11 protein-coding genes are annotated in these 17940 nt (G+C 72.3%); 4 read left to right on the plus strand and 7 right to left on the minus strand.

All coding sequences use genetic code 11. The annotated features are described in order from the left end of the window. Positions 1-995, plus strand: a 995-nt coding sequence (locus AOK08_RS29315) for an RICIN domain-containing protein (protein WP_198539426.1), incomplete at its 5' end; no start/stop codon positions are given. Between the two features lie 347 nt (positions 996-1342). Here the strand turns inward: AOK08_RS29315 and AOK08_RS29320 are convergent. Continuing rightward, on the minus strand, positions 1343-2038 hold the full coding sequence (locus tag AOK08_RS29320; protein ID WP_055531637.1) for an alpha/beta fold hydrolase: 696 nt from the start codon (positions 2036-2038) through the stop codon (positions 1343-1345). 424 nt (positions 2039-2462) lie between these two features. On the opposite strand from AOK08_RS29320, the gene AOK08_RS29325 reads away from it, so the two are divergent. After that, complete coding sequence (locus AOK08_RS29325; RefSeq protein ID WP_055531639.1) at positions 2463-2885, plus strand: subtilase-type protease inhibitor; 423 nt, start codon at positions 2463-2465, stop codon at positions 2883-2885. A 160-nt stretch (positions 2886-3045) separates the two neighbouring features. On the opposite strand, the gene AOK08_RS29330 is transcribed toward AOK08_RS29325, so the two are convergent. From AOK08_RS29330 to AOK08_RS29350, 5 genes are all read right to left on the minus strand, one after another. Next, positions 3046-3453 (minus strand): STAS domain-containing protein, encoded by a 408-nt coding sequence (locus tag AOK08_RS29330; protein WP_055531641.1) that lies wholly within the window; start codon positions 3451-3453, stop codon positions 3046-3048. Positions 3454-3630: 177 nt separating this feature from the next. Continuing rightward, positions 3631-6456, minus strand: a complete 2826-nt coding sequence (locus tag AOK08_RS29335; protein ID WP_055531643.1) for an NHLP bacteriocin export ABC transporter permease/ATPase subunit — start codon at positions 6454-6456, stop codon at positions 3631-3633. Between the two features lies 1 nt (position 6457). Beyond that, complete coding sequence (locus tag AOK08_RS29340) at positions 6458-8680, minus strand: NHLP family bacteriocin export ABC transporter peptidase/permease/ATPase subunit (RefSeq protein ID WP_055531645.1); 2223 nt, start codon at positions 8678-8680, stop codon at positions 6458-6460. Beyond that, a complete protein-coding gene (locus tag AOK08_RS29345) occupies positions 8677-9483 on the minus strand; it encodes an HlyD family efflux transporter periplasmic adaptor subunit (RefSeq protein WP_055531647.1) in 807 nt (268 codons plus the stop codon). The genes AOK08_RS29340 and AOK08_RS29345 overlap by 4 nt, the downstream gene beginning before the upstream one ends. 138 nt (positions 9484-9621) lie before the next feature. After that, positions 9622-9840 (minus strand): hypothetical protein, encoded by a 219-nt coding sequence (locus AOK08_RS29350; protein ID WP_055531649.1) that lies wholly within the window; start codon positions 9838-9840, stop codon positions 9622-9624. Positions 9841-10804: 964 nt separating this feature from the next. On the opposite strand from AOK08_RS29350, the gene AOK08_RS29355 reads away from it, so the two are divergent. Further along, on the plus strand, positions 10805-12319 hold the full coding sequence (locus AOK08_RS29355; RefSeq protein WP_079054337.1) for a S1 family peptidase: 1515 nt from the start codon (positions 10805-10807) through the stop codon (positions 12317-12319). 418 nt (positions 12320-12737) lie between these two features. On the opposite strand, the gene AOK08_RS29360 is transcribed toward AOK08_RS29355, so the two are convergent. Beyond that, entirely contained in the window at positions 12738-14888 is a 2151-nt protein-coding gene (locus AOK08_RS29360) for a SpoIIE family protein phosphatase (protein WP_055531651.1), read from the minus strand. Positions 14889-15437: 549 nt separating this feature from the next. On the opposite strand from AOK08_RS29360, the gene AOK08_RS29365 reads away from it, so the two are divergent. Further along, a complete protein-coding gene (locus AOK08_RS29365; protein ID WP_055531653.1) occupies positions 15438-17906 on the plus strand; it encodes a SpoIIE family protein phosphatase in 2469 nt (822 codons plus the stop codon). Positions 17907-17940 lie beyond the last annotated feature (34 nt).

Genomic DNA, 17940 nt, shown 5'->3' on the forward strand with positions numbered 1-17940 from the left:
GGCGCGGCGGCGCCCTGCTGCCCGATGTCCAGCAGCATGTGTCGGTGTGCCGCTACTGCCGTGACGCCGCCGAGCAGTTGAGCCACTTCGAGGGCGGCCTGGGCACATTGCTCGCCGAGGCGGTGCTCGGCTGGGGCGCCCAGCGCTATCTCGACTCGCGCCCGGGGCGCGGCCAGAGCGACACGCGCGTACGGGGCCAAGCCCGGCACCGGGCCGACGAGGGCGGCGGCGGCCGGGGGAGCGGTCCGGCTCGCCGGCGTCCGCTGTCCCGGATTCCCTCCCCGCGCCGCCCCGTCGAGGGCGGGATCGGCGGCCGGCGAACCCTGTTCACCAGTGTGGGTCTGGCCTCGGTCGTCGTCCTCGCGGTCGTGCTGGGCAGCGGGCTGTGGCCGAAGGACGGCAGCGGTGCCGACCCGGCCGCCTCCTCCAGCGCGGGCGGTGGACGTGCCACGGCGCCCGGTGTCTCGCGGACCCCGGCCGGGGTGTCCTCGTCGCCCGCGACGGGCAACAACCCGACCACCACCCGGCAGCACCGGCTGCGCAACATCTCGGCCGACCGGTGCCTCGACGTCCGGGGCGGCAGGGCCACGGCCGGCGCCGTCCTCAAGCTCGCGTCCTGCTCGACCGCGTGGACCCAGATGTGGACGTACGAGAAGGACGGTCTGCTGCGCAGCGTCGCCAACCCCGAGCTGTGTCCGGACTCCCACGCCGACGCCGGTGTCGTCATCCTCGGCCGCTGTGCCGCCGCGTCCGACGAGCGCGGCGACGACGTCCGCTACGGCCTCGGCGCGCGGGGTGAGTTGCTGCCCCGCTGGCAGGAGGGCCTCGCGGTCGCCCCCGCCTCCGGCGACCCCGACACGGACGTGGTCGTCAAGGTCCGCGACGGCTCCGCGAACCAGCGCTGGCTCAAGGACACGGTCACCGCCGGGGCGGGCTCCCTGTCGATAGGCGGCCCCGCGGGCAAGGCGGCCCAGGTCGAAGCGGACCGGAATTAGCCGTACAGCCGTACAGCCGTACAGCCAGCCGTAAAGCCGTACGCCCCGCCCCTCCGGCGTGTGAGGGGCGGGGCGTAGTGCGGCGCGGTGCCTCGGGCGGCGCCCGTACGCCGAACCGAGGGGCCGCGGCTGACGGCCGGTGGCCCCGCCCGTCCCGCGCCGCACTCCGGCCGGCGAGAGACGAGAGGACAGGGTCCGCGCCACCGCGCACGACCGCGCCCGCGTACCACCTCACCCGGGTACGACCGCGCCCATGCGGCCCATGCGGCCCATGCGGCCCATGCGGCCCATGCGGCCCACGCGTCCCCGTGCGGTCGGCCCCGGGGCAGTCCCCGATCAGTTCCCGGTCAGTTCCCGGTCGCCGACCGGTGCAGGACGGCGGCCAGTTCGCGTGGGCGGGAGAACATCGGCCAGTGGCCGGTGTCCATCTCGACGAGTTCCCAGCGGTCGCTCTTCAGCAGCTCGACCACGTCCTCGGACGGTTCCGGATAGTCGACCAGACACTTGATGTACGTCGTGGGGACGTCGCCCGGCGAGCCCTTGAGGACGGCCGGCTCGGTGAGGGTGGCCCCGGGGTGGGGCGTCGAACCGCTCACGATCCGGGCGATCTGCTCGTCGGTGAGGTCCTGGTCCGCGAAGTGGGCCGCCGACGGGGTCGGCCAGAAGCCGTCGTGCTCGGCGATGGACGCCTCCACCCCGGCACTGTCCCAGCCCCAGAGGAAGGAATTCCCGTCGGCCGGGACACTCGCGTCGACGTACACCACCCGGCGCAGCCGCGCCCCGATCCGCTCGGCGGCCTGCCCGACGGGTATCCCGGCATAGCTGTGCCCGACGAGTACGACATCTCGCAGATCGAGGCGCTCGACCTCCTCGACGATGTCCCGCACATGCGTCTGCTGACCGGCCGGTTCACCCCGCCGCTCCGCCACTCCCGACAACGTCAGCGGGTGCACCCCATGCCCGGCGGCACGCAGTTCGACCGTCACGTCGTCCCACGCCCAGGCTCCGAGCCGGGCACCCGCGACCAACACGAATTCGCTCATGCCACCAACGTAACGCGAGCCTCAGGCGCCTCCGACACGGGTGGCGGGAAGCGTCGGAGCCACGTCGTCCGGTGAACAACGGACGTCGCTCGGAGGTCCGTTCGGAACCCAAGCGGAATGTTTCAGGCCGATTAAAATGGCGGCCGGATCCGGCCACTCGGCCGTTTTTGACGATCAATACCCGCCCAGTTACGGGCTTCACGTGTTCGATTGACGTAACTTCACGCCACTGATTCAACACTCAAGGTTACTGAAACGCGTGGGGTCGAGATGAGTTTCGGCGCCGGACTCGGCAGACTCTCGCTCGCCGAACCGGCCCGACCGGCTGGGATCGCGCACTCCTGCGGATCGTTGACCTTCGATTCGCGACTTCGAACCGTAACTTCGAACCGCAAACTTCGAACTGAGCGGAAGGATGCACACAATGCCGAACACCGCACGCTGGGCAGCGACCCTGACCCTGACGGCCACCGCCGTCTGCGCCCCCCTCGCCGGGGCCGCCGTCGCCGCCCCCTCCGGGCTGTACGCGCCCTCGGCCCTGGTGCTCACCATCGGCCACGGTGACACCGCGGCGACCGTCACGCCCGAGCGTGCCGTCACTCTGACCTGTGCCCCGACCGCCTCCGGCACGCACCCGGCCGCGGCCGACGCATGCTCCGAACTCCGGGCCGCCGACGGTGACTTCGGTCTGCTGCCGACGAAGAGCGACGTGAAGTGCACCAAGCAGTACGAGCCCGTGGTCGTCACCGTCGAGGGTGTGTGGCGGGGTCAGCGGGTCTCCTATGAGCGGACTTTCGCGAACGAGTGCGTGAAGAGCACCTACGGGACCGCGCTCTTCGCGTTCTAGGGACCGGGGTCGCGCGCTTCCGCGAGCCATGCGGGAAGCACGCGGATGGGGAGTGTGAACCCTGTGTCGCTGGAACCGCGCGATCTCGTAGCGGGGCCGGCCGGTGGTGTGGGGCCACCGGCCGGCCCATGGCATGTGTACGGAAGGGCGGCACCGGCCCTCACCGCGACTCCGGGATACGGGGGAGGGGCGGGAAGCGGTGAAGCAGCATCGCCGCGCGCAGCAGCCGGTGCAGGCGGGGCGTGTCGGAGACCAGGCGCAGCCGCCCGCCGCGCTCGCGGGCCCGGGTGTCGGCGCGGCACAGTTCGCGCAGACCGGAGCAGTCGAGGAAGCCGACCTGCCGGAGGTCGACCAGTACGTCGGGGCAGGGGTACGAGGTCGCGGCGTCCAGATGTTCGGTGAGGAACCGCGCGGTCGCCAGATCGATCTCGCCGGAGACCTCGACCACGGTGAACGGCCCGTGCGCGTACGTACGGGCATACGGGTTCGCCGGCTGGGCGGCTGGGGACGAGTCCCGGGCCGTGCGTTCGGGCGGCCCGGGGATACGGTCGTCGGTTTCCGGCGTCATGGCTGCTCCACCTCGGCGGGGCGCATTCGATCTCGGTAGCTACCCCGGTTGGGCACGGAACATCCCTGACACGCCGTACGTGCAACCCAGTTCACTCGACAAAGTGAATTACGGCTGGATTTCTTGACATTCCTCGGCCTGGTGACTCTCGGGCCCGCCCGTGCGGGGGGCTGCCGACTACGCCAGTTGCCGTCGCACCAGCTCGTGCAGCCGTCCCCCCGTGTCCGCGAGCAGTTGGGCCGGGGAGCCCTGCTGGGCGATCCTGCCGTCCTCCATCACGATCACCCGGTCCGCGTCCAGCACCGTGGACAGCCGGTGCGCGATCACGATCCGGGTGGCGTTCAGCGCACGTGTGCTCTCGATGACCGTGCGCTGCGTCTCGTTGTCCAGGGCGCTGGTCGCCTCGTCGAGGAAGAGGACGCGCGGCCGGCGGATCAGCGCCTGCGCGATCATCAGCCGCTGGCGCTGGCCGCCGGAGATCGCGCCGCTGCCCTGGACGATGGTGTGCAGGCCCATCGGCATCCGCCCGATGTCCTCGGCCAGGCCCGCCATCTCGGCGGCGGCCATCGCCTCCTCCGGTGTGTACGGCTCGGTGCCGCGGATGACGTCCAGGATCGAACCCGTCATCGGCTGGGCGTGCTGGAGCACCACACCGCACTGGCGTCGTACGGCCGACCGGTCGAGCGCGGCCAGGTCCTGGCCGTCGTACAGCACACTGCCCGAGACCGGCCCGTCGAAGCCGATCAGCAGGCGCAGCAGGGTCGACTTGCCGCAGCCGCTGGGGCCGACGATCGCCACGAACTCACCCGCCCGCACCTGGAAGGACACGTCGTCCAGGACGAGCGGGCCGTCGTCCGCGTAGCGGAAGGAGAGCCCGCGGGCCTCGATCGCGCCGCTCAGCACGCCCGGCCGGGTGCTGGCGGCACGTACCTCCGGGGCCGCCTCCAGCACCGGCCTGATCTCCTCGTACAGCGGGAGCGCGGCCACACCGGAGACGAACGCGCCGGTCAGCTGGGTGACCGAGGTCAGGAGCATCGTCACCGAGGTGTTGAAGGTGAGGAAGGCCGCCGCCGACATCTCACCGCGCGCCGGGCCCGCGAGCAGCATGAACATCAGCAGCGTGCAGACCGGCAGGTACACCGCGCCCAGCACCGTGGTGAGGTTCTTGACGCGGCCGACCTTCCGCTGCAGCTCGCGGCTGCGCGCGAACTCGCCCGCCCAGGCCGCGTACGCGTAGTTCTCCGCTGCCGCGACCCGCAGCTTGGGCAGCCCGCGCAGGGTCTGGAAGGCCTGGTTGTTCAGCTTGTTGGACAGCACGATCAGTCGCCGTTGCCCACGGACCTGCCACAGGCCCAGCCCGAGGAACACGGCGGCGATGACCACGAGCATCGCGACCGCCGCCAGTGCCATCGGCACGCTGTACCAGAGCAGCAGGCCCAGATTCATCGCCGCGACCGTCACCGACTGCGTGACGACCGGGGCAACTCCCGCCAGCAGCTTGCGGATCGCGCTGATGCCCATCGCCGCACTCGCCAGCTCACCGGTCGAGCGCTCGGTGAAGAACTTCGTCGGCAGCCGCAACAGCCGGTCCCAGACGGCCGGTTGGAGCGTCGCCTCGATCCGGCCCTCCATCCGGAGCAGGGTGAGGTTCTGGAGCAGCGCGAAGGCCGCGGCCACCACGCCGCTGATCATCAAGGCCAGACAGAACGTGGCGATCAGGTCGGTCCGCGCCGTCGGCACGAACTCGCCGAGCACCTTGCCGGTGGCGACCGGCACGAGTGCGCCGAGGGCGATCGTCACCAGGCTGCTCAGCAGCAGGTTCACCACATCGCCCCGGCTGCCGCCCATGCTGAACCGGAGCAGCCGCAGCGGGCTCGTCCCGCGCTCGGGCAGCGGGCGGTAGAACATCACCGCCCGTTCCTCGAACTCCGCCGCGTTCGCCTTCTCCACCCGTGTCTCGCGCCCCGACGAGGGCTGCACGGCCACATACCCGCCGCGCCGCCACAGCAGCGCGACCGGTGCGCCCGACAGACTCCGGCGGCCGATCAGCGGGCCCACGTTGTCGCGCCACCAGCGGCCGTCGAGCCGGACGGCCCGGGTGCGGACCCGGGAGGCGAGCGCGATCCGCTCGACCGGGTCGAGCCGCTCGCTCTCGGCGCCGCTCCGCGCGGGCCCGGCGAGCGTGATCCCGGCCGCGGCGGCGACCAGCTCACAGGCCGCGTACGTGGCATCCGCGTCGGCGGCGGTCGTGCGCCTCGCCGACGGCCGGCCGATCGACGCCAGCAGGGTCCGGTCGGCCTGGGCACGGACGGCCTCGCCCGCCTTGATACCGGCCGCCGTACGGGTCTCGTGGCCGCGTTCCACCTGCTCGATCCACCGGTCGAGGGTGGCGAGCAGCCGGTACTGCTGGTCGACCATGCCCTGCCAGACACCGGGGTCCATCAGCAGATCGGCGGCGGCCTCGGCACCGTACAGCGACCCGTACCGCACGCTGCCCGGCGGGACCCGCATCCAGAACACGTCGTCGTCGGTCGGCGCGGCGGCCCGTTCCGAGGCCATCGGCGCCTGGAAGAGGACGGACAGGCCGCGTCCGACGCCCAGGGCGAGCGCGTACTCCAGCGGGCTGGTCGCCGGGGGCACGTAGTGGGCGTTGCCGTACTCGTCGTACGACCAGGTCTCGTCGCCCGGTGACCGGTACAGCTCGCGCAGGCCGATGCGGTGCACCACGCAGTCACGCACCGGGCGGGCGACCAGCGTGTGGTCCGGGCCGGTGACCGGGCCGAGCAGCAGCGCGCCCGCCGCCAGCCGGCCGAGGTGGTGCCACTGGCCCTGCTCCACGGCGTCCACCGCGTACAGATCGAGCGCGCCGGACGCGACCAGCCACAGCACCTGCGGGCCTTCGAGGTCGAGGCGGCCCTGCCCGGACAGGTCGTAGCGGGTCCCCGTCCGCCCGAGCGCGTTCAGGACGACATCGCCCTCGGGGACGTCGGACACGGCCGTCATCTCAACGCTCCCCGACCAGCTCGGCGTACGCCCCGCCGGCCGCCAACAAGGCGTCGTGCCGCCCGCGTTCCACGATCGTGCCGTGCCGGAGCACGACGATCTCGTCACTGTCGCGCACGGTACTGAGCCGGTGCGCGATCACCACGCAGGCGCAGCCGCGCTTGCGCAGATTGTCGATCACCGTCTGTTCGGTCTCCGCGTCCAGCGCGCTGGTCACCTCGTCGAGGACGAGAATGCTCGGGTCGCGCACCAACGCCCGTGCGATCTCCAGGCGTTGACGCTGTCCGCCGGAGAAGTTCCGCCCGTCCTGCTCGACCCGGCTGTGGATCCCGCCCGGCCGACGCGCGACGACGTCGTACAGCGCCGCGTCCTCAAGGGCCGCGACCACCGACTCGTCCGGGATCGACGGGTCCCACAGCGCCACGTTGTCGCGGACGCTGCCCTCGAAGAGGAACACGTCCTGGTCGACGAAGGAGACCGAGGCCGCCAGCGCGCCGCGCGGAATGTCCTCCAGACGCTGCCCGTCGATCCGGATGACACCCTCCCAGGGCGTGTACAGACCCGAAATCAGCCTGGAGACGGTCGACTTGCCGCTGCCCGAGCCGCCCACCAGCGCCACCTGCCGCCCCGGACCCACGGTCAGGTCGAAGCCGGAGAGGAGCGGCTCGTCGAGCGGGCTGTAGCCGAAGGTGATGTTCTGGAGTTCCACATGGCCATGCAGGCGGCGCGTCGAATCGCCGCCGCCCGGGCGGGCGTACAGCGGATCCGCCCGGAAGTTCTCGACGTCCTTCAGCCGGGCCACGTCCGCCGCGAAGTCCTGGATCCGGCCCGCCACTCCGTTGAGCCGGGTGAGGGGCGCGGTGAACCGCACCACCAGGGCCTGGAACGCCACCAGCAGGCCCACGGACATATGGCCCTCGACGGCCCGCAGACCGCCGATCCACAGGATCAGCGCGCTGTTCAGCGTCGCCAGTGCCGGCGCGACCACCCCCAGCCAGGCGCTCGGCACGCCGAGCCGCTGCTGCTCCTCCAGCGTGGTCGCGTGCTGCCCGGCCCACTTGCGGAAGTAGCCCTCCTCGCCGCCGGTCGCCTTCATCGTCTCGATCAACTGGAGCCCGGAATAAGCGGTGTTGGTCAACCGGGCGCTGTCCGCGCGCAGTTTGGCGGTACGCGTCGCGCGCAGCCGGATCACCACCCGCATGGCCACGATGTTGAGCAGCGCCACACCGATGCCGACGGCGGTGAGTTGAGGGTCGTAGGTGTAGAGGAGCACGGCGTACAGCACGACCACGATCGCGTCGACGCCCGCCGCCGCGAGGTCGCGGGCCAGCGTCTCGGCCACCGCGTCGTTCGACTGGAGGCGCTGGACCAGGTCGGCCGGGCTGCGCTGGGCGAAGAAGGTGACCGGGAGACGGAGGAGATGACGCAGGAAGCGGGCACTGCTCAGCGTGGAGGAGATGATGCGGCCGTGCAGCAGGTTGGCCTGTTGCAGCCAGGTCAGCACGAGCGTCAGCGCCACGCACACACCCATCGACGCGAACAGCACCTCCAGCATCGACGTCCGGCCGCCGATCAGGAACGTGTCGATGTAGGTGCGGCTGAGCGCGGGCATCGCGGCGCCCACCGCCACCAGCAGCAGACTCGCCAGGATCGCGGCGGGCATCGTGCCCGAAGTGCCGCGCAGCCGGGCCGGCATGGCACCCAGGACACCCGGCTTGCGCCCGCCCCGCACGAAGTCGGGGCCCGGCTCCATGACGAGGACGACACCGGTGAAAGCCGAGTCGAAGTCCTCCATCGGCATGAACCGGCGGCCCTTGCCGGGGTCGTTGACGTACACCCCGCGCCGGCCGAGCCGGCGCCCCATGCCGTCGAGGACGACGTAGTGGTTGAACTCCCAGAACAGGATCGCGGGCGCGTTCACCTCGGCGAGCGCGGCCGTGTCCATCTGCATGCCCTTGGCCGTCAGACCGTAACTCCGGGCCGCCTTGAGGATGTTGCTCGCGCGTGAGCCGTCCCTGGAGACTCCGCAGGCGATGCGCAGCTCTTCGAGGGGGATGTGCCGTCCGTGGTGTCCGAGGACCATGGCGAGGGAGGCCGCGCCGCACTCGACGGCCTCCATCTGAAGGACGGTCGGCGTCCGTACGGGTCTGCCGCTGCCCTTGGCGGCTGTGCGGCTGGGCGGGGCCGAGCGGCGCCCGGCCCGGGAGCTTCGTGCGGCACTCACGGCAGCAGCCAGTCGACGGGACGCTGGTCGGCCAGCCGGATCGAGCCCGAGGCCAGGGTCATGGAGGTGAGCGGGAACGGCGGCCCCTCGGCGGAGGACCACCGGTAACCGCTCTTCGTCGCCGACGACTTGTCCAGCCTCACCAGCACGGCGACCGGGCGGCCCTTCGCGGTGAACTGCTCGCCGAGTTGGCTGTCCCCCAGGAACGCGCCGATCTGCCGCTGCGTCTGCGCGGCCCGGTCCACCGACTTCACATGGCCGCGCAGTACCCCGTACCGCTGGGCGGGCGCGGTCTGGACGGTCAGGTCGACGGGCGCGTTCACGGGAATCGCGGCGGCGCTCCCGGCCGGGACGTACACCGTCGCGTACAGCGGGTCGCTCGCACGGGCGACCTTCTCGATGGCCGCGAGGTTCGTGCCCGTGCCGACGATCCGGCCGATCGTGGCGGCCAGCGCGGTGAGCCGGCCGGCGGCGACCGAGCGCACGACGGCCTCGCCGGAGGCCGTACGGACCTTCAGCACAGGCGAGTCGGCGGGCAGCCGGGTGCCCTCCTCGGCCAGGACCGCGGTGATCTGGCCGGAGACGGGGCTCTGCAGGACGTAACTGCCCTCCCCGTGCGTGAGGATGGCGGGCGCGCCGACCGTCGAGGAGACGGACCCCGTCACCGCCCACACCGACGCGGCGGCCATGACGACGACCGTGACGGCGAGGACCAGCCGGCCCTGCGGGCGCGCCAGACGCACCGGAAGATCCAGCTCCTCGGCCGACCGGAGCTTGGAGAGGGCCTGTTGGCGGAACTGCACGGGCTTTCCTCACCTGCGTGCGAAGACTTGTGCCTGCGAAGACCTGCGCCTGCGAAGACCTGTGCGGCCGGCCGGGAGTCCCGGAACCGGTGAACGGCTCCGGGACTCGGCGGCGCTACGGCGTTGGCCGGGCGTCGGTCAGAGACCGGCGACCAGACCGGTGACCGCACCGGTGTTCAGGCCGGTGAGGCCCTCGACCGTGCCGGTGACCGAGCCGACCAGCGGAAGCACGCCGGGGGCAGCGCTGTCCACCAGGTTCGTGACGGTACCGACCGCGTGCAGGGACAGACCGCCGGAGACGGCGTCGAGAGCGGCGTCCGACAGCTCGGCGGTCTCGACCTGGGGAGTGGAGTTCATGATGGAACTTCCCTTCATATGGAGATTCACAGGGGGTGGGGGAGCGGCCCCGTCCGGGAGACGGACGAGGGCCGCGACCGCAGGGGCATCAGGCTCCGTTCCCGGAACCTCGGCGGTCCCTGCGATGCGATGGATCAAAGCACGCCCGCATCGTGCGCCTCCACTCAACCAGCCCTCCCACCAGGGCATTTGACGCCTCCGGCCCGCACACCGTGAGGGCGTGCGCACGTCTCGGCGGCGACTTCTTCACATGCCTCACGGCATCGGTGCACTCTGCCCCTTGCCGTCGGGCGTGCCTGTCGGTCAGGGGTGTGCGGCTGAAACCGGACAGTCCGTCATCAAAGGCATGCCGTGTAACAAGAGGATGTGCTGAACCGTCGTATGCGGTGACTTGTCTGGGCATTCGATGTGCAGATTCGCCGGAGCCGGGATTCGCGCGGGTTTGCGGGGGTGAGGTCGTGGTGCTCGCGCGCGGGCCGCGACCACCGTCCTGATCAGGACAACGAATCCGGTCGCGGCACTGCGAAATGTCATGGACCATCGGACCGCCGAAATGGCACCGATCGTGGCATCGAGAGCTGCGTGCGTCTGCTTCACGATCACGGTCAAGGTTGTCCGGGGTGACTTCGGGGCTTGCATCGACACCGTGCTGACCAGGCTATTCGTGGTGGTGCCCGATGCTCGTCGGACCCCTCCGCCGGCAAGTCGCGGCAAGAGCCCGTGGGCGCGAATTCGGTGGAAAGGATCTTGTCCGCTTAGGTGGACGTCATCGCGATATGGGTGATTGTTCCCGATGATCTTCGGTCAGGCATTCGTAATGGCCGATTCGCTTTTTTGCAAAGGGAGTTGGCGAGCAATTTGAACGCTCCGCGCCGCACCGCCGTACCTATGACCATCCAGGCGCCCCGGTCGGCCGCCGATGAACGTTCGGCGGTCAAGACCCCGCCCCGCAGGAGGTCAGAAGTTGAGTCACAAGCGAATTCCGAAGCGTAAGGCCGCGATTGCGGTGGGCAGTGTCGCGGCGCTCGGAGCGGCGGCCCTGCTGCTCCCCAACGCCAACGCGTCCCAGACCGACGCTGCGGGCGGTGCGGCTCCGAAGACTCTGAGGGCGACGGACGCCTCGGACCTGGCCTCGCGGCTGCAGACGGTGCTGGGGGACGCCTTCGCGGGTTCCTACTACGAGACCGACAAGAAGCAGTTGGTCGTCAACGTCGTCCAGGGCAACGACGACGTCATCGCCCAGGTGCAGAAGGCCGGCGCCGCCGTCCGCGAGGTCGCCAACAGCATCGCCGACCTGAAGGCCGGCGCGCAGAAGCTGAAGACCGACGCGACGATCCCGGGCACCGCCTGGGCCCTGGACCCCCGCACCAACAAGATCCAGGTCACCGCCGACAGCACGGTCACCGGCGACAAGTGGGACACGATCGAGTCGACCGTCAAGAAGCTCGGCCAGGGCATGGCGACGATCAAGAAGTCGCAGGGCACCTTCAAGACGTTCGTGGAGGGCGGCGACGCCATCTTCGCCGGTGGCGCCCGCTGCTCCCTCGGCTTCAACGTGGTGACCAAGGACGGGACGCCCGGCTTTCTGACCGCCGGTCACTGCGGTGTCGCCGCGGACAAGTGGGCGGACGCGGAGAACGGCGCACCCATCGCGACCGTCGAGGCGGCCACCTTCCCGGGTGACGGCGACTTCGCACTCGTCAAGTACGACGACCCGGCGACCGTGGCGGCCAGCACCGTCGACGTGGGCAACGGCCAGACCGTCGACATCCTCAAGGCGGCCGACGCCGCGGTCGGCCAGCAGGTCTTCCGCATGGGCTCCACGACGGGTCTCAACGACGGTGAGGTCACCGGCCTCGACGCCACCGTGAACTACCCCGAGGGCACCGTCACCGGCCTCATCCAGACGAGCGTCTGCGCGGAGCCCGGCGACAGCGGCGGCTCGCTGTTCACCCAGGACGGCAGCGCGATAGGCCTGACCTCCGGCGGCAGCGGTGACTGCACGGTCGGCGGCGAGACCTTCTTCCAGCCGGTCACCACGGCCCTCCAGGCCGTCGGAGCGACCCTCGGCGCGGCCGACGCGGGTGCCGGCGCTGGTGCCGCTGCCGGCGCGGGAGACCAGGCGGGCGCAGGCGACCAGGCCGGTGCGGGCCAGGAAGCCGGTGCCGCCGCGGGCGCGGGCGACCAGGCAGGTGCGGGCCAGGAAGCGGGCGCGGGCCAGGAGGCCGGTGCGGGCGACCAGGCGGGTGCGGTTCAGGGAGCCGGTGCGGGCGACCAGGCCGGTGCCGGTCAGGAAGCCGGGGCCGGTGACCACGCGGGCGCCGGTCAGGAAGCCGGTGCGGGCCAGGAGGCCGGACTCGGTGAAGAGGTCGGCGGCGACAAGCTCGGCGGCGTCGACGACCAGATCGGCAACGGCGCCGCGGACGACGCCAACGGCGCTGCCGACGGCAACGGCCTGGGAAACAACGAGAAGCACTGACCGGCCACACCAGCAGCCAGTAGCCAGTAGCAAGTAGTACCGGCCGCCAATGACACGGTCCGGCCCTCCGGCGGGAGGGCCGGACCGTTCCGCGTGGGCGGGGCCGTCCCGCCGAGCGGGGCGTGGCAGCGGCGGCCCGTCATCGCACCGCACGTGCCTGGGCCTTCACGGGTTCGGCCCGAATTCGCCGGAAGGCGCCGGGCTGTCGGCGGGGAGTCCTCGTCGCACGGTCGCCGTCGGGTTCCGGTCGCGGATCCATTCGGCGAAGCGGGACGAGGGCTGCGCTGTCTGTGCGTGCGTGCGCGTGCCGGGCCACGCGTCCTGCGCTCGATTCGCCGCAGCGGCCGACCGGATCCGGCAGGCGCCGTCGGAATGGCGTGGGACGCGCCCTCCCGGGCGCTCCCGCCCGGCGCCGCCGTCAGTCGGTCGCCCGCGCCCTCAGCAGAAGCAGCGCGATGTCGTCCACCCGTTCCGTCACCCCCGCGCCGAACTCGACCAGCCCGTCGGCCAGTTCGTCCAGCGGACGGTCCCCGGTCCCCGCGAGACGCCGGCCGAGGGCGGCCAGCGTCTCGTCCATGTCGGCGCCCGGGGACTCGATCAGCCCGTCCGTGTACAGGGCGAGAACGCTGCCGGGCTCCAGTTCGACCTCGGTCGTCGGATACGTGGCCGAGGCGTCGATCCCCAGCAGCGGACCCCCGGCCAGGTCGAGCACCTGTACCTGCCCGTCCGGGGCCCTGAGCAGCGGCTGCGGATGACCCGCACGGGCCATCACGGCCCGGCCGGTGCCCGGATCGAGCCGCAGATACAGACAGCTCGCGAACAGCTCGGTGCCGAGGTCGATCAGCAGCCGGTTGGTGCTGCTCATGACCTCCTCCGGCGCCTGGCCGACGGTCGTGTACGCCCGTACGGCCGTACGGATCTGGCCCATCAGGCCGGCCGCCGTCACGTTGTGCCCCTGGACGTCCCCGATCACCGCCGAGGCCCGCCCGTGCGAGCGGACCAGGTCGTAGAAGTCGCCGCCGATCTCCATGCCCTGCGTGGCCGGCAGATAGCGCGCGGCGGCCTCGAAGCCGGGCAGCGCCGGCAGGGAGGCCGGCAGCAGGGCGGCCTGGAGGCCGTGCGCGACCCGGTGCTTGGCGTCGTACAGCAGGGCCCGCTCCAGCGCCTGGGCGATCAGGCCGCCGAGACTGGTCAGCACGGCCCGCTCGTCGGCGGGGAACGCGTGCCGTTCGGCGTACCCCAGCACACAGGTCCCCACCGGGCGCCCGGAAGCGATCAGCGGGAGATACGCCCAGGCCGCCATCGGACCGGGCACGTCCCGCACCGCCGGATACAGACGGTCCACCTGCTCCCGGGACTCGAAGAAGGCGGGCACACCGGTCGTCAGCACCTGCGTCCCCGGGGTCTGCGCCGTCAGCGGCAGCCCGTCGAACCGCTCCACGAGCCGTGGGTCGGCGAACCCCCGATGCCCCACCACGTGCATCCGCCCGCCCTCCGAGCCCAGCATCACCAGCGTCTGGCAGCCCACCGCCGGCATGATCTCGTCGGCGGCCAGCCGGATCACGTCCTGGACGCTCGCCGCCTCGGTGAGGGCGCCCGCCAGGGACAGCACCTGCGAGATCGTGACCAGGCTGGACGCCCCGCCCGGTCTGTGCCCCGCCCGGTCCAGTTCGGACACCGCCCGCGCGCGGGTGATCCGGACGCTCAGCCCGGTATGGCTCGGATACAGCCGGAAGGACAGCCAGTCGCCGGGCGGGCGCAGCGCCACGAACGAGGTGACGTGCAGGCTGAACAGCGCGGCTCGGTAGCGGTCCTCGTACACCGGATCGTCGAGCCAGGGCACCGCGACCCACAGCCGGGCGCCCAGCAGAGCGCCCGCGGGGACACCCAGCAGGTCCGAGGCGGCGGTGTTGACGAACACGACCCGCCCGTGCAGGTCGAGCGAGCACAGCCCGTACGGCAGCCGCGACACCATCCGCGCCGCCTCGACCGTGCCGAAGGTCTCGGCCGAGGGCACCTCCGGCGAGATGGCCAGCAGATCCGCCTCGGGCTCCAGCGGACGGCGCTCGGCCGCGGCGCGCTCCAGGCGCAGCGCCAGCCGGTCGCAGGCCGTGACGAGCTTCTCCCGTTCCTGGTCCGACAGTTCCGGCGGATGCGATCCGGGCCAGGTCACGAAGACGGCCCCGTACACCGCCGAGGCGGTCGCCAGCGGTACGGCGGCCAGCGCGAAGGGGTACGGCAGCACGACGGCGACCCGCGGAAACCGCCGGGCCATGTCCTCGTCGCCGCCCACCCACACGAACCGCCGCTCACGCGCGGCCTCGGCGACGGGCACCGGCGAGCCGATCCCCACCCGCTCCCAGGGCGCCGCGAACGCCCGGGGCAGCCCCGCCATGACGGCCATCTCCAGCACCGACCCGCCGGGGGGCAGCAGATACACCCCGCCCGCGAGGGCCCGGACCTCCTCCATCATTTCGGCGAGCGCCAGCGACAGCAGCGGCTTCCCGAACGAGGCCGAGCGGGCGTCTCCCGCCGGCCGTCCGCGCGCGGAGGCCCGTCCGTCGGCCATCGGGACCACCTCCTCGCCGCGCCGGGTACTTCCGACTCAAGGCTCTGTCCACTCGGCCCGTCGCGCACGGCGAGCGCACTCCTCCCGCACCCCCCGGGGCCGAGTACCCGGGCGGGGACGAACCGCGCTCGACACCTTCTCCGCCCCGGCCCGGTCTCCGCGACAGCCGCACCTGAGCGGCGCGAAAGCCCCGGGTGAGCGCCCCCGCGCACGCTGTCGGCCGGTTCCGCACGCCCGGAAGCCGTCCAGCGGTGAATCCGGGCCGGGGCGCACGGCCCGCCGTTTCGAGCGGGTAGTGGCCGCACCGCTCAGGACGGTCGGCGGTCGGTCCGGCGTCTCGTGGAAGGGCTGGTCGGTGAGCGCGTACACCCCGTACCGCCGGTCCACGCCCGCCTCCCGCACGGCTCGCACCGGGCCGTGCGGGAGGCGGCCGGGCGCCGACGGGCACGGGTGTCGCGCGAACGCCTGGCGCACGCCCGGACGCGGCCCTCGCGAACGCCGGGAGCGTCAGGGGCTGCGCCCACGCCATATACGCGCTGTAATGACGACGTGGTGAGTGAGGAGGCGGGACGGGGAACGAGAACGGCGCGGGCCGAACTCGCCCTCAAGTCGCTCACCGTCGACCTCGACCCACGCGAGCGACTCCACCGGGTCCTCGAACAGACGCTCGTGTTCACGGGGGCGGCCGTCGCCTGCGTCTACACCCCGGACGACACCGGTGACGTGCTCTGCCTCGTCGAGTCGGCCGGTGTGCCCCGCACGCTGTACGGCCTGCGGGACAACTATCCCGTGGTCGCCCACTCGCCCGCCGCCGAGGCGCACCGCACCGGACTGCCTGTCTGGCTCGGCCCCGCCGAACTCGCCGAGTGCGCCGAATCCGGGCGGATGCCCGCCGGGGCCGTCCATGTGGCCGCCCTGCCCGTCCACGCGGGCGAGGCGACCGGTGACGGCGGCTGTCTGCTGGTGGTGACGGAGCGTCCCGGCGGCTTCGACGACGGCGACCGGGACTGCCTGGGACTGTTCGCCGAAGCCGTCGCCCGGCCCGTCGCGCCCGCCGCCGGGGAGCCCGGCGAGGTGACGGCCGGCGCCTTCAGCCTCGCCATGGACAGCGGGCGCGTCGAGGTCGGCGACGAACTCCTCGAACTGTTCGCGCTGGACCGGGCGGACTTCGACGGCAAGGTGGAGACCCTGCTCGGCCTGACCGTGCCCGAGGACCTGCCCTCCCTGATGTCCGTCGTCGAGGCCGACCACATGTCCATCGGCGACCGGGAACTGGAGTTCCGGGTCCTGAGCTCGTCGGGACCGCCGAGATGGCTGCGGCTGCGCGGACGCCTGGTGACCGCCGAGGAGGGCGGGGCCACCCGGCTCGTGGGCACGGTCGGCGACGCCTCCACACCGCGCTCCGGCGTCACCGACGTGGCCCGCGTCCAGCGCCTCGCCGCCGCCCTGGCCACCGCCGGGACCGTCCGTGACGTCAGCCAGGCCGTCGTCACCGCGCTGCGCGAACCGCTGCGGGCCGACCGCATCGCCCTCGCGGAGCTGGACAACGAACGTCTCGTCGTCACCGTCCTGGACCCGCCCGAACCCGAGTCCTGGCCCGAGTCGTGGCGCCTCGAATGGCGCTCCGAATGGCCCGAGTCGTCCGTCCGCGCCATGCCGACGCTGGCCGCCGCCCTGCGCGAGGGCAGGGCCGCCATCTGGCCCGCCGGCACCGAACTGGAGCCCGCGCTCGAAGGCGTCGGCCCCGGCGGTCTCGCCGTGCTGCCACTGCTCGCAGGCGGCCGGACGGCCGGCGTCTGCCTGATCGGCTGGGACGGCCCGCACGAGTTCGGCACCGACGAACGCGCCCTGCTCACCGCCGCCGCGGGCCTCGTCGGCCAGGCCCTGATCCGCGCCCACGCCTTCGACGCCGAACACGAACTCGTCGGGATGCTCCAGCGTTCCCTGCTGCCGCGCCGCCTGCCCACCCTGCCCGGCGGGGTCGCCGAGGCCCGCTATCTGCCGACCACCGAGGGCCTGGAGGTCGGCGGCGACTGGTACGACGTGATCCCCCTGCCCGACAACCACGTGGCCCTCGTCATCGGCGACGTCCAGGGCCACAACGCGGGCGCCGCCACCCTCATGGGCCAGATGCGCACCGCCCTGCGCGCCTACGCCGTGGAGGGCCACCCGCCGGACGTCGTCGTCTCCCACGCCAACCGGCTCCTCGCCGACATGGAGACCGACCTCTTCGCCACCTGCTGCTATGTCGAGGTCGACATGGAGGAGGGCACCGCCTGGTACGTCCGCGCCGGCCACCTCCCCCCGGTCGTCCGTCACCCGGACGGCACCACCGAGGTCACCGAGTCCGACGTGGGCCCCCCGCTCGGCGTGATGCCCCGGGCCGACTACCCGATGGGCCAGCTCCGCCTCCAGCCCGGCACCCTGATCGCCCTCACCACCGACGGTCTCGTCGAGTCCGCCCAGACCGACGTCGAGGACGGTCTCGACGCTCTCGCCGCCGGCCTCGCCGCCGCCGACCCCGCCCACCTCGGCCAGGTCGTCGACGCCCTGCTCGCGGGCGCCAACCGCAACGACGACGTGGCGCTGCTCCTGCTGCGCTACGACGGCATGGAGCGGCGCCCGCTGCGCGACAGCTGGACGGTGTGGCGGGTCCCCGAGGCGGTCCGGCACTCCCGCCGCTTCACCCGGCGCACCCTGCGCGCCTGGAGCGCGGCCGGCGAGCCGGACATCCACCAGAACATGGACACCGTGCTCCTGGTCGTCTCCGAACTGGTCACCAACGCCCTCGTGCACACCGACGGCCGGGTCCGGCTCGACCTCACCCTCTTCAACGGCCGGCTGCGCGTCGCCGTCGCGGACAACTCGCCCCGTACTCCCGTCAAGTCGACGAACCTCGGCTGGGAGGCCACCGGCGGCCGGGGCATTCTCCTGGTCGAGGCCATGTCGGCCGTGTGGGGAACCGTCCCGGTCAGCGGCGGCAAACAGGTGTGGAGCGAGATCGCGCTCAATGACTGAGGGCACGCGCGCGTGCCCCCGCACCGGTCACCCA

Origin of the sequence: Streptomyces graminilatus (assembly GCF_001418565.1) — a bacterium.
Lineage (GTDB): Bacteria > Actinomycetota > Actinomycetes > Streptomycetales > Streptomycetaceae > Streptomyces > Streptomyces graminilatus.